We start from the raw sequence: 13,915 nt of genomic DNA on the forward strand, positions 1-13,915 counted from the left end.
TTTTAAAGAGACTTATCAGAGATTAGGTGCCGTAGGGAAATCTAATAAAGTGGCCCATCTTGATAACGAGATTGCCACATTCATTATTATTTACAAGGCTCAGTTGTAAGTTTATAGTTTTGATTTTCTTTTTTGATAAAATTACCGTTTTCACTCACAATATCAAAGAGTTTTATTGTGCATTGCTCTTTCCCATCGATGTTATCTACAAAGTATTCAGCCTCATAATTGGCACCACTTATAGGCGTAAAATCAACTTCTTTAACACAGTATGTATAGCCATCGATTCGCGTGTTTGTGCCATCGACCCAGACACCAGCAAAGTAAAATGAAATAGGTACACCTGCTTCTACTTCTAATTCAGTTTGTTGTTTTTCATGAACATCAGAACGATATAGTGGCATTCCTATTCTTCGACCGGCTTGGCGATCAGCCATCAAGTTAGCTTTAGCTCCTAATACTGCTATCTCACCACCAGGAAGAAAATCATGATTGATACAACCCTCTGTTTTATCAATCCATACTGGTGTGTTCCCACTTTCTGTTGATATAATTCTTAGCGAAGCTGTCTCTTTATCTGGCGCAACAACGTAACCTGTTGTTGAACATGCTGTAAGTACAAAAAGCATTGATAAAGTTGATATTATTTTAAGTTTCATTATTTTCCTATTATATTGAAATAGACAAGCTATAAAGACATCCATTATTATTTCTACCAAATAGCATCTCATTTCAGATGATTAATTGATGATTAGTAGCATTGATAAATCGAGCCAGTCATTGTTAATCAATAACATAACGACTCGACTGTAGATTATCAATACTCTACTCACCGCTAAATTTCATTTAGACTTCTGAGATGGACTATGAAGTCTATATAAGGCTGAGAATGGTTATTGTAGTGGTGAAACCATGAAATTTTGGCGTGGAGATTCAAACCATACTTTTTATCATAAATGATGTCGATGATAAGGTTATTTGGACAGATTAATCAGCTTGAAAGTGTTAACAACTTTTTGAGAAATACCGTCGTCGTTTTTCTAAATGCTCACAATAACGTGTTAGCTCCCCGCCTCCCCTGTTCAAAGCTCGGCTGTGACTTAGGCCACTCATAGCCTAAGTCACACAAACAAAAAAGCCTTCATCGGAAAATGAAGGCTTTCAATTTAAAGATTAACTCTTAGATTAATTCTTCTTACTAATTCTTTTTAGAGTATGTCGCTGCTTCTTCACCGGCCACTCTACCGAAAGTGATGATGTCAGAGATAGCATTACCACCTAGGCGGTTAGCCCCGTGTACGCCACCGGTTACTTCACCAGCACCGTAAAGGCCTGGGATAACTTGCTGCTTGGCATTCATTATCTCAGCTTTAGAGTCGATTTTAACGCCGCCCATGGTGTGGTGTACGCCAGGTGTCACTTCAATGGCGTAGTAGTTACCTTCATTAAGTGCACGAGGCAAGTTAGGACGTTCAAAGTCTGCGTCTTTACCACTGGTCACGAAGGTGTTGTAACGTGCGACAGTTTCAGTCAGCGCCTTGCCGTCGATATTCTCAAGCTTACCTAGGTTAACCAGCGTATCGGCAGTTGGAGCAACCCCAAGACCAATATACTTATCGATCTTCTTCAGTGACTTGCGAACAGAATCATCGAAAATCAAATAAGCTGACTGACCTGTTTGGTTCAAAATAGCTTCAGAAGCTTTATCACGTGTCGTGATTTCGTTGACGAAGCGCTTACCTTCACGGTTAACCAAGATAGCACCGTTACCACGAACCGCTTCAGTGACCATCACACCACCTTTAACAGATAGCGTTGGGTGAGCTTGGATGTACTGTAGATCTGTCATCGCTGCACCAGCATTTGCTGCTACGTCGATACCGTCACCGGTTGCGCCTGGTTGGTTCGTTGAGATAAAGCCTTTTAGCTTAGGATCTAGCTTAGCGACACGTTCGTTGTTCTTCGCAAAACCACCGGTTGCCAGAATAACTGCATCAGCTTTAATCCAGTAATAGCCTTTGTACATGCCTTTAACCAGTACGCCTTCAACCTTACCGGAGTCATCTTTGATGATCTCAATACCACGGGTATTCATGCGCATGTCGATATCGCGTTTAACCGCGTTATCATAAAGCACTTGAATCACATGAGCACCAACACCTGCACCGCCTGTTGGGCGATGTGAACGGTTAGCCGATGCGCCCCCCATACGACCAACATCATTGAGGTCTGCGCCCATAGCTGTCATCCAATCAACAGAGCCTTTTGAGTGAGTCACTAACACATCAACCAAAGCAGGGTCGTTAAGATCGCGTCCACCTTTCATGGTGTCTTTTCTCATGGATTCAACGCTGTCTTCAATGCCTTTGGCTTTCTGTTGATCTGTCCAAGCAGCGTTCATGCCGCCAGCAGCTAGCTTTGCATTGCCACCAATAACTGGCTCTTTCTCAATCAGAATAACAGAAGCACCTTTATCGTGCGCCGCAACGGCAGCAGAGAATCCAGCGCCGCCAGAACCGACCACAACAACATCGACAGTATCAAGTGGTGCAGCAGCTAAAGCCGCTTCACGCTCAGATTTATCTTTGGCAAGCTCAGCAATGCTAGGCTCGTGACGCTCCCATTTACCCGCATAAGGCATATCAAAATCGAAGCTATGGCAAGAATCACAATAGACCATGGACTGTTCGTGAGCACTGTGACAAGAGGTACAGGCGATTTCACCAGGGAAGTGAGAGTCATGGGCATTGTAGTGCTCATGCTTCGTCTCTTCCGCCACTTCATCCATAGAGCCGTGACATGAAACGCATTGAGCATTTTCATAGCTAAGGTTATCGTTAGATAACTCACCGTCAGGGGTATGACAAGAATCACACTCTTGGTTTTCAGAATGGAAATCGGCAAGGTTCTCTGCCGCAGTGGCGTTAGCCGCTAAACCAACAGTTCCCAGTAGTGTTGCCAAGTAGATGGCACTTTTAAGCTTTTTCATCACGTCTCCTAGTGCTCTCTCAAAGCAAGCTTGTTGCTTTAATCGAACCTTCATCTCTATTATTTTCAGCTAGAGTTTCGCAATATCACTGATATCGTCAGCCCTCTATTTCACATAGATTTTCCGCTATCCCTCAGCCTCTCTCAAGTTGAAGCGACAAACATGACAGTAAAATCAAGCTAACTTCACAGCTCAATTTTACTGTCATGCAAAAGTGCATTGATAAATTGGCCATTATGCAATTGTGCATACCCCCTAAAGAGGTAGATCACAAAATATCTGACGAAGCAGAAAAAGGAGGAGTTCTAGTGGTTAAACATAGGGAAAATATCTGAATTCGCGTTAGATGCCACATTTCCCTTTATAGGGTATTGATAAAATAAGCCCATGAAACTTATATTATTACTGCTGTTGTTCGCTTGTACGATTCAAGCAGGCCACGCACAAGCTAGCTTAGCAAATAGCATCACTTTCGGTGTTCACTCCAAAACTGCCCCTCTTGAATGGCGCAGTAACGGGGTCGATCAAGGTTTTAATATTGAACTGATGAACCGTATCGGCCAGCTTTCTGGAGCGAGAATTCTGATTAGGCGCAAAACGTTTCAGCAGCTACTGACAGATGTCCATTCACCTGAAAGTGATATTGATGTGGTCGCCATTGTCAGCCCTGTCAGCATCGACAGGCAACTCAGCCAATCCGATCCCATCTATGCCACCCACGCAAAAGCCTACACCTTACAAGGTAAGGCGTTTATTAATAGCTGGCACGATCTAGCAGGCAAACGTGTCGCCATTAAAAAAGGTGCTTTTGTTGACGTCTACCTGTCAGACCAAGAACAGAAATTTGAGCGGGTGGATGTCGACTTATATGAGACAGGTTTTCAATTATTGATAAAAGGAGACGTCGACGTTGTACTGGCGGAGAATTTTGTCGCCAGACGATTATTGCCATTTTATCCCTCGATCAGAAGCTCAAGTGATCCACTGATATATGGTGCATTTAACTTTGTCACAAATGGCAAAAATGCCCCGTTAATGGCACAGATTAATGATGCACTAAGGCAATTAAAACTGTCCGGTGAATATGACACGCTCGTCAATGAATGGTTTGGTACAGGCCGTGAAAAGGTCGATCTGACATCAACTCAACATAGGATGTTATGGCTAGCAACCTTAGTCAGTATCATCTCTGCGTTAGGCACCATACTCACTGTTTATATCAGCAGGAGCCTAAGAAAACGCACTCAATCGTTAAAAGTCGAGCTGAATCAACGCCTACAAGTTGAAAGCCAAATACTAAAATTGTCGCAACAGTTTCAATCGGTACTCAACGGTATTCCCCATGGTGTCACCTTATATAATCGTGAATGTGAATGCCTATGGAGCAATGACAAAAACAACCAGCTATTACAAAGTCCGGACTTTTACTTCAATCATGGTCAAACTTTTCAGCTCAAAACCACGTTAACTGAAGTGTTAAACACACAAAAGTCCTTAACTGCTGACATGAGTTACCACACCCAATTTTGGCAACTGCAGATCCACCCAATCGATATGGATCAAGCCGTTATCCTGTTAGAAGAAGCCACAGAACAACACGCACTAAGACAGGCAAACAATGAATCAAGTCGTCTGGCTTCATTGGGCGAACTATCCGCTGGTGTTGCCCACGAGATCAACAACCCAACAGGACTTATCATTCACTCCATCGCCTTTTTAAATCACGCCATGAATGATCTAAAACCTGCGGCACAATGTTATTTACAGCAAAATCCATTTTGGTCTGTTGCGGGGCTTGAGCCGAAACACGCCATCAGTGAGCTTGAGATGAGCTGCTCGACCATTGACGACGCAGCCAACCGTATCAGCCGTATCGTTAACGATTTAAAGTGCTATGCAAGGCCTAATATCACCAGTGAATATCAGGTGTTCAAGCTCAATGAAGTTGTCATGGTTTCTCTTAGATTAACCGCAAACCAGCTAAAACTATTCCGATTAGAATGTCATCTACAAGAGCCAGCGCCTGAGTTGCTCGGAGATGCCCAGCAGCTACAACAGGTATTAATAAACTTGATTCAAAATGCTTGTCACGCATCAAAACCGACATCTGATATTCATAGCAGCCTTATCACCATCGGAACGAGCACCTTGGCTAACAGCGCCTGCTTAACTATTACAGATACTGGAACAGGAATGGATAGAGCAACACTGAAACGCATTACAGAGCCTTTCTTTACTACCAGACGTTCCTGCGGCGGCACGGGTTTAGGCCTCTCTGTGTGCAGTCGAATCATCAAAGAGCATCATGGTGAGATGCAGATTAGTTCACAGTTAGGTGTAGGGACTCAAATCAAATTAATCTTCCCTTTAGCATCAACGTCTATTGAAGACTCGAAGCAAAAAATAGAATCTGATAGTAGGTACAACTAAATGAAATTAGCCAGAAATATCCTATTAGTGGACGATGAAGCAGCATGGTTAAGAACCTTAGCACTCACCTTAAATCGTCTGGTGCCTGAAGCCCACGTTGATACCTGCGTCGACAGCAGACAGGTTATCAACCGCCTATCTGTGGATGATTACGCCTTAGTCTTACTCGATTTGACTATGCCATTTCACTCTGGGGAAACATTACTAGAGATGATTCGATCGGATTTCCCCAAGACTCGAGTCATCATAGTGACGGGCGTTAACGAGGTGGATACTGCCGTTCGCTGTATCAAAAATGGCGCCTATGATTACTTTATTAAAACGGACAAGGTCGACGATTTAGCCAGAACAGTGCGAAGAGCATTAGAGGTCGTCGGGCTTGAACGTAACTATATTCGCATAAAAGAGCGCTTCTTGAGCCGCACTCTTAGCCAACCTGAAGCCTTTAATAATATCTTAACTTGCGAGCCAGCCTTGCTCGACCAATTTCGTTATCTCGAAGCCGTAGCCCTAAGCCCTGAACCTATCCTTATCCAAGGAGAGAGTGGTACGGGCAAAGATGAGTTTGCTAAGTCTTGTCATCAACTGTGCTGCCGCAATGCGCCTTTCATCAATGTAAACCTAACTGGTATCAGCACTCAAGCATTTGAGCTGCAGCTTTTTGGTCAACTCCACACAAAAGATGATGGCCAGATTTCAGCTCAGGTAGGGATATTACACCAAGTGGGTAACGGCTTACTTTATCTCAATGAGATAGGTGAACTACCACTTGAAGCACAGGCAAAATTGGTCGATGTTATCGAGCATAAGCAATACTACCCCATAGGCAGTGATCGCCCTTACCCGGTAAAATGTAAAATAATCACCTCGACACAAGACGATCTTCTCGCCCTGAATATCGCGGGAAAATTCCGTAGCGATCTGCTCTATAGACTGCGTTCACATAAGATCAAACTGCCTCCTTTAAGAGAAAGAAGACTGGATCTTTCACTGTTGATTAATCACTTTATTGCATTGGCAGCACAAGAGATGGGACTTGAAAGCCCTCAACAGCCGAGTCATTTAGCTCATCAATTAGAGGGTTATAGCTTTCCTGGAAATCTACATGAATTAAAAGGAATGGTGTTTGATAGTGTCAGCCGCAGTAACGGCATACAGCTCAATACAACCCCTTTTATGGAGGCGATTAATGAGCAAAAAAGTACCACGGGGACATTAGCGAACAAAATGGTTTTTCCCAAAAAGCTCCCCACTCTCGCCGAAATGAGTAACGCATTAATTAACGAGGCTATGAGCCGCACTGCCAGTAACCAAACAGCGGCAGCTCAGATGCTGGGGATCAGTCAAAGCGCGCTGAGTCGTCGCCTTAAAGGCCAGTAAAACATAAAGCCACTGACTCTGCGACTCTTTAACCCGAAACTTATTTCACATAACGGCAAGATGGCTATTCTCAATCCCTGTTGACGTTTCATTCTCTAAGTACAGCCTCTGTGGATGGGTGTAAATCGTCACCCTATTTTCACGGCAAAAACCAACTAAGGTGATATTTGATTTATGGGCAATATCAATGGCTAAAGAGGTGGCCGAAGAGATAGCAAATACAATACTAATATTTGCAATAGCCGCTTTCTGTACCATCTCAAAACTGGCTCTACTCGTCAGCAATAATGCGGTTTGATCAGATGAATGATCCATCGACATATGACCAATTAATTTATCTAAGGCAACGTGTCGACCCACATCCTCAAAACAAGAGGTGATCTCGCCCTCTGCTGACAACATAGCGGCGGCATGTGTCGCGCCTGTTAAATTAAAAGTCTGCTGATGCTTATGGAGATTAGCTAATGCCCTTTTTAAATGGGTTAAGTCAAACCGTTTAGTCCCTGTTACTTTTACGGTCGGTTTAACGGTTTGCTCAATTTGTTCAACCCCACAGATCCCACACCCCGTTCGCCCTGAAAGACTGCGTCTATGTTCTTTCAACTGCATAAAACAACGCTGACTAATCTCTATGTGTATCAAGATCCCAGTCGCTATTTCTTCAATCTCAATCCCACGAATATCCTGAGTACGTTGAATTATCGATTCAGACAAACTGAAACCAATGGCGAACTCTTTCAATGCCGTTGGGCTGGCCATCATCACCACGTGAGAAACACCGTTATAAATCAGAGCAACTCTCACCTCTGTTGCCACTGTTTCTATCAAGGTTTGTTTTCTGTCATTTCGAAAACACGTCACTTCAACCTGCTCGGTAACATTATTAAGCCCGCACACAAGTTCCATCATAGTGATATTCCATTTCTTTATGGTAAATAATGTCCCACTTATCGTCATCAAAGTCGAAAACAGACTGTCGGACTCACATTTTATAAATATACAAATTGATTGATATTGTTTAGCAAAATAAAAGCCTCTATTATCCGCGCAAGTGATACGGAAGAACGTCGTTTCCGGTGAAACGTCTGGACTTCAAATCCAGGTGGGGCTGCCAGCAGTCCCGGGTAGGTTCAACTCCTATGTTCTTCCGCCAAATCACTCGTGATAAAAATACTGCTATCTCGTATCACTCTTGAGTTATCTTTTTTCTTTCTCCACGTTAATCCGCTGCGATCATAAAACTCTAATAGTTGAATACTGGCTTTACGGCCCAATTGAATCATTGAATTGAAATCAGCTGTCTTTATTTCACCATGGGTCTTGATTTGATCTCGAATAACATTGGCATAAAAGTAAAGGCGCTCAGTAAGCACATAACGATCTTTAATAATCGCCGAGATATAACCAAGCTGAACAAGTTTGCGGCAAAGTGGCCCCACTACGTCTAAATTTAGATTATTGTGCTGTGCCAGATCTGATGTCCATAAAGGTCCACCAGCCGTAAGCATGTACTGCTTGATCTGTTGCCACTGCAACAGTTCATCATTTGAAAGCGCTAAATTATGCTGGGGCAGATGCACTAAGCCACGGGTGCTATTTAACCGATTTTTTAGGGACAAGTTATCGCAAGCACGCATTAATACCGCTAAGGGGTATTGGCCATGAGTCATGCGCTGTAAACGATTAATGGTTAAGCCTAAAAGCTCTGGTGAGGCCTGATGGTACTCACTCACCAAGGTTAATAACTGCTGTTCAATCTGTTCGTTAAGCACCTCTGAAACCAAATACCCATCAACGTCATGGATACTTTCGCTCAGGCTTAACAAGTCGCTGTTAGCACTTAATTGATTAGCCCATATAAACGTAGATTTTAGCACGCAATGGGCGGCTGTTTGTGCTAGTAAGCTTGATGAAAGAGTCCCACTCTCTTTGAGAGTCTTTAAATAACTCAACCTTTGTGGGCTGCGCTTGCCTCGATTTGGCGGGGCTATATCAAGTACGCGCAATGCACCCAATGTCGTTTTCGCCGCCGCATCGCGAATAATAATGCGGTCCTGCTCTACACATGAAAATACCTGCTCACACTGCAACTCAACCAAAGCTTGATTGTCTGAAAGCATTTCGAGTAAGCCAATTCGAGCTGTAGTGTGACTATTGCCTAAATGCACTTGCACGCTTTGCCAATGCTTAAACGGTAAACACGTTTCAAATACACCGCAAATCACCTTAGGCGGTGCTAACGGTGCAAGGGCTGTTAGCCAGTCACCGCGTTGGATGCCTCGGTGTTGGTTGGTACCCGTTACGTTAAGTGCGACACGCTGACAAGTATAAGCGTGCTCACTCACTCGGCCTTGGCTATGTAACGTCCTCACTTTGACCGCTTTGCTCAGACCTGACACATACAAGCTTTCGCCTTGACTCACTTGACCGCTGATCACAGTACCGGTGACAACGACACCAGCTCCTTTGACGGTAAAGACTCTATCAATCGCCATTCTAAAACTGGCCTGTTCACTTGCTCGACTGAGCTCATCTATCTGAGTTTTGGCCAGCTGTTTAATCGCTTGATTAAGCTCGGCAATGCCCAGTCCAGTCTGCGCTGATACCACATGAATGGGGCTATTTCTGTGGTTGTGACTCAGTAATTGATTAACCTCTTCTTTTACTGCTTCGATCCGTGCACTGTCCACTTTATCTTGCTTGGTCAGGACCACGATTAGGTGTTCAAGATTGAGCAGTTGCAATATAGCCAAATGCTCACTCGTTTGCGGCATAACACCATCATCACAGGCTATAATTAACAGCGCATGCTTGGCGCAACTCACCCCTGCCAGCATGGTATTGATAAACTTGCTGTGGCCAGGTACATCAACAAACGCCAAACGCTGATTGTCGCTAAGATCCATAAAGGCATAGCCTAACTCTATGGTCATACCGCGCTGTTTTTCTTCCGGTAGTCTATCGGCATTGGTGCCCGTAAGCGCCTCGATTAAGCTGGTTTTACCATGATCTACATGACCCGCTGTCACGATAATCATCGCAACACTCCAGTTTCTAACGGCTCGCCATTAGCCAGCTTATGACCCAACTGAAGTAAAACCTGTTCTAACTGCGCTTCATTATCACAGCCACGCAGATCCAACCAAAGTCGATTGTTCGCCAAGCGGCCAATGATGGGCATGCTTGCCGTCTTAAATAGATTATCCAGTTGTAATAAGCTCAATGGACTCTCCGGCTTAGGGCTAAAACACAAGGATAGTGAATCTAACAACACATCAGGCTGAGAACCGCTTCCGACTTGTGTTTGGCTAGCCTGTACCGACACTTCAAAAAGCGCACTAAAATCATGGCAAACCGACATTAGCAGTTGGGCTAAACCCGCTAACTCTACAAGTGGACGGGACAATTTTTTAAAGATGGGCAAGTGAACGTCTAATGTCGCTGGGTTGCGGTATTGCATCAAGGTCGCTTCGAGTGCGGCAAGGGTCATTTTATCGCAGCGTAGTGCCCGTTTTAGCGGGTGAGATTGCAGCTTAGCAATCAGCGCCGCGTCCCCCACAACCAAACCAGCTTGTGGGCCGCCCAGTAACTTATCACCAGAAAAGCTGACTAAGTTAACCCCGTCGGCAAGCATTTGCTGAGGCATTGGCTCTTTTGATAAGCCAAAGCGTGATAAGTCGGTTAAAGCGCCACTGCCAAGATCCGAAATAAGCGCAATGCCCTTTTCTTTGCACAAGGCGGCTAATTCAGCCTCTTCGGTCACTTTAGTAAAGCCACTAATATGATAATTGCTGGTGTGCACCTTCATTATCGCTGCGGTATTCTCAGTTATCGCCGCTACGTAATCTTTTAGGTGTGTGCGATTAGTGCACCCCACTTCCACCAACTTACAACCGGCCTGTACCATAATGTCGGGAATGCGAAATGCGCCGCCAATCTCCACTAGCTCACCACGAGACACAATCACCTCTTTACCTGCCGCGGTAGCCGCCAGCATCAATAGCACTGCAGCGGCATTGTTATTGACGATGCAGCAACTTTCAGCTCCCGTAAGTTCGTGGATTAAGGCTGATATTGCTGTATCCCGATGACCGCGCTTGCCTTGCCCCATATCAAACTCAAGTGGCACCGGGTGACGCATCACAGATATGACCGCATCGATTGCCGCTTCACACATTTGCGACCGCCCCAAATTGGTATGCAAAATAGTGCCCGTTAAGTTAATTACTGGATTCATACTTTGTCGTTGCTGCAATGCAATGCGCTTTTTAAGCTCAGTGACAATATCGTTTGGTTGCTGGCACCAGCTTGGCATGCTTTGATGTTTGGCAATGTTATGACGCGCATCGTTAAGCATCTGTGCCAATAGCGATTTAATCCACGCTTTACCTTGTTGCTCTGTAAGACCGATCACTTGAGGTATCAGCAACAAACTGTCCATTGCAGGTAAACAACGGTAAAGGGCTTGGGTTGAGTTGATAGCTTGAGTCATAAGTCTTCGTCTAATCTTAATTAAATGGGAAGTTGAACTGTGCGATAAAAGAGCCGCACGGATATGCGGCTCCTGATTTTGCTAGCGATTGAGCGTATTAATGAATATCGCCAACCTTTGCATGAGGTTGTTCACTTGGCTGAAAACCTTCGTCTTGTTCATGGGCCAGCAACAACGGATTAACCGTGGTTACGCTGTATCCATGCTCTACCAAATGGTTGTCCATCACCATGGTGGCTAAATCGTCCACTGCGACTTCAAGCTTGGGATTAATGTCGGTAAAGAACATCTTGGTGTACCCCTTACAGGTGTCACAGCTTTCAATACGAATCGCGGCGTTGGTTTCAGTTTCCGCCCAAAGGTTAACCCCTTTGCTTTCACCGCATGCAGTGCATTCAGCACGCACTTCATGCCACTGGGTTTCACATAGACTGCAATGTAGGTAACGCAAACCTGTACGAGGTTCGTCCTTGATCACGCTCCCCACTGGATGGCTCCCGCAAACAGGGCACAACCGTCTATGGGACTCACCAACCATTGCCAATCCTTCAGCAACATCAGCAGCCCAATGAGACCAGTAAACTGACAGTGCAGCCCATATAAATAAGCTGTATTGCGCTGGTACCTGTGCAAAGTGACCGTTAAGCATCGACTTAGCATAACCTTGCACAACATCCGCATCCGCTTTCACTAAATCCTTTAACACGATGCGTAATTCAGCGCTCACTTTAGGCATTAACTCACTAACGAGTTCCAGCAATACCGACTGCCAATAATTTCCCCATTCAAAGTGATCCAATGCCATTGGCTTGCTTTGCGTAAGATCTAGCCTTGGCTCAGGACCAAAACAGCTCTTTGCCGCTAAACCATCCAGTGCCGCTACCTTTTGTTGAGCGCTGACTAACTGTTCAAGTAAGCCAAAATACTCAGCTAACCCTGACTCTTGTGCTAACTCAGCTAATCGCTGTGCTCTAAATTGATAAACGGCTATTGGACAGGCTGGAATCACGGTTTTAATATCCAATGATTGGCCTGGGATCTTTTCAGCGTCGAGTATTGCTGTGCTCATAATTAGTGTTTTTCCTGCTTAGTAGTCTTTAATTCAGGATCGTTTAGCATGTTAGGATGGTGCTTCTTACACCAAGCCCGCGACACATAGCCGTACAACATGCCAGCGACCGATCCTTCCACCCACGTTGCCATCCAGAAATGCACTATCACAAAGATCAGCATGATCAATGCGCAGATAGCGTGTATCAAAATGGCCCATTCAATGGCACTTGATTCAAAGTAAGGGGCAAAGTAAGGCTGCCACATCATGATGCCGGTAATCGTCAATGCGATAGAGGTCACCACAAAGGTGCGGAACAATACTTTTTGACCTGGGTTGTAATGGCCGATAGCGGGGATCTTGTCCTCGTTCTCAAACATTACATCCTTGATTGCTAACATCCATGTCAGGTCATTCTTTTCCCACTTGTTATGGTGGTAATAGCGCACTAACATCACCATTAACGGCAGACACATCATCAAGCCGGCAATTGGGTGAACAAAGCGCGCCATTTGTGGCGTACCTGCAATCGCTCCCAACCATTGAAATGATGGGAAAAAGAAAGCAAAGCCGGTTAGGAATGTCACCAACCCCGTTGCAACCACAAACCAGTGACAGATGCGGTCGAACAACTTATGGCGCAAAATCATATTCTGCTTATGCATGAGCGTTACTCCTTATCTGACTTATCTGAGTGAGTGTGATCAAACTGTGCCGGCTCGTCCTCTTCAACAAGGTTACGGCCCACTGTTATACGGTGTAGACAGGCAACTGCCACAGTTGCGATGATACCCGCCGCACCCAGTGGTTTAACCACGTCTTGCCATAATTTAATTGGCACACTCGTTTTAGGATCGGCTGGTAAACCATAGTCTTGCGGCTGACTAACATCATGTAAAATCATCATCATGCCTGTGCCGCCCACACCTTCTGGGTTATACAAACCAGCTTTAGTAAAGCCACGCTTATGCAGTTCTTTGATTCTAAGATCTGCAATAAACAACATGTCTTCACGGGTGCCGTACTTCAGTGCGCCTGTGATACAAGACTTCACACAGGCAGGCTCTTGGCCTACTTGGATACGGTCTGAACACATGGTGCACTTGTAGGCTTTTTGATCGATAGGATCGAGTCTTGGTACATCGAATGGACAAGCCACCACACAGTAACCACAGCCGATACACTTATCAGAATCAAAATCGACCACACCGTTAGCACGCTGTACGATGGCACCTTTAGTTGAACAAGCGGTTAAACAGGCTGGATCATCACAGTGCATACATGCGCTGTGGGTGAAACGCCAATTTAGCTTGTTATCTCGCTCAACTTCTTGGTACTTCATCAGCGTCCAGCACTCTGAAGACAAGTCCATTGGGTTCTGGTAAGAACCCTGGAAGCTACCAACTGGGGCTCTAAGGTCGTTCCACTCAGAACAAGAAACCTGACAAGCCTTACAACCGTTACACTTAGTGGCATCAAATAATTTAGCCACTTTGGCTAACTTACGGCGTACCTGCGCTGCAGGGGTGAGCTCTGATGTGCCAGAGCTTAAAATAATATCTTGAGCAGACAT

At 44.9% G+C, this 13,915-nt stretch carries 10 protein-coding genes and 1 tRNA gene; 3 read left to right on the forward strand and 8 right to left on the reverse strand.

Annotation, left to right across the window (positions count from 1 at the left end; translation table 11 throughout):
* Positions 1–86: 86 nt before the first annotated feature.
* Together FN961_RS08315 and FN961_RS08320 are read right to left on the reverse strand one after the other, a co-directional pair.
* Positions 87–659, reverse strand: a complete 573-nt coding sequence (locus FN961_RS08315; RefSeq protein ID WP_143564094.1) for a hypothetical protein — start codon at positions 657–659, stop codon at positions 87–89.
* A 539-nt stretch (positions 660–1,198) separates the two neighbouring features.
* Positions 1,199–2,989, reverse strand: coding sequence for a flavocytochrome c (locus FN961_RS08320; protein ID WP_143564095.1), 1,791 nt, complete (start codon positions 2,987–2,989; stop codon positions 1,199–1,201).
* 387 nt (positions 2,990–3,376) lie between these two features.
* Here FN961_RS08320 and FN961_RS08325 point away from each other — a divergent pair, with 387 nt between their 5' ends.
* Both FN961_RS08325 and FN961_RS08330 read left to right on the forward strand, forming a co-directional pair.
* Entirely contained in the window at positions 3,377–5,419 is a 2,043-nt protein-coding gene (locus FN961_RS08325) for an ATP-binding protein (protein WP_143564096.1), read from the forward strand.
* Complete coding sequence (locus FN961_RS08330) at positions 5,420–6,799, forward strand: sigma-54-dependent transcriptional regulator (protein ID WP_143564097.1); 1,380 nt, start codon at positions 5,420–5,422, stop codon at positions 6,797–6,799. It abuts the gene before it with no gap.
* A 45-nt stretch (positions 6,800–6,844) separates the two neighbouring features.
* Here the strand turns inward: FN961_RS08330 and fdhD are convergent, their stop codons facing one another.
* Entirely contained in the window at positions 6,845–7,708 is an 864-nt protein-coding gene (gene fdhD, locus FN961_RS08335) for a formate dehydrogenase accessory sulfurtransferase FdhD (protein WP_143564098.1), read from the reverse strand.
* A 149-nt stretch (positions 7,709–7,857) separates the two neighbouring features.
* On the opposite strand from fdhD, the gene FN961_RS25780 reads away from it, so the two are divergent.
* Positions 7,858–7,952 (forward strand) — tRNA-Sec (locus tag FN961_RS25780).
* On the opposite strand, the gene selB is transcribed toward FN961_RS25780, so the two are convergent.
* The 5 genes from selB to fdxH all read right to left on the reverse strand — a co-directional run bounded on the left by selB (position 7,930) and on the right by fdxH (position 13,915).
* Positions 7,930–9,837, reverse strand: a complete 1,908-nt coding sequence (gene selB / locus FN961_RS08340) for a selenocysteine-specific translation elongation factor (protein ID WP_143564099.1) — start codon at positions 9,835–9,837, stop codon at positions 7,930–7,932. The genes FN961_RS25780 and selB overlap by 23 nt on opposite strands.
* Complete coding sequence (selA, locus tag FN961_RS08345) at positions 9,834–11,291, reverse strand: L-seryl-tRNA(Sec) selenium transferase (RefSeq protein ID WP_143564100.1); 1,458 nt, start codon at positions 11,289–11,291, stop codon at positions 9,834–9,836. Before selA ends, selB begins: the two co-directional genes overlap by 4 nt.
* 97 nt (positions 11,292–11,388) lie before the next feature.
* A complete protein-coding gene (gene fdhE, locus FN961_RS08350) occupies positions 11,389–12,360 on the reverse strand; it encodes a formate dehydrogenase accessory protein FdhE (RefSeq protein ID WP_143564101.1) in 972 nt (323 codons plus the stop codon).
* A 2-nt stretch (positions 12,361–12,362) separates the two neighbouring features.
* The gene (locus FN961_RS08355; RefSeq protein WP_143564102.1) at positions 12,363–13,007 is read right to left on the reverse strand and encodes a formate dehydrogenase subunit gamma; all 645 of its coding nucleotides are present in this window, start codon (positions 13,005–13,007) and stop codon (positions 12,363–12,365) included.
* Between the two features lie 5 nt (positions 13,008–13,012).
* Positions 13,013–13,915 carry a formate dehydrogenase subunit beta gene (gene fdxH, locus FN961_RS08360; RefSeq protein ID WP_143564103.1) on the reverse strand — a complete coding sequence of 301 codons (903 nt, stop codon included), beginning with the start codon at positions 13,913–13,915 and terminating at the stop codon, positions 13,013–13,015.

Source organism: Shewanella hanedai, assembly GCF_007197645.1.
In the GTDB taxonomy this organism is placed as follows: Bacteria; Pseudomonadota; Gammaproteobacteria; order Enterobacterales; family Shewanellaceae; genus Shewanella; species Shewanella hanedai.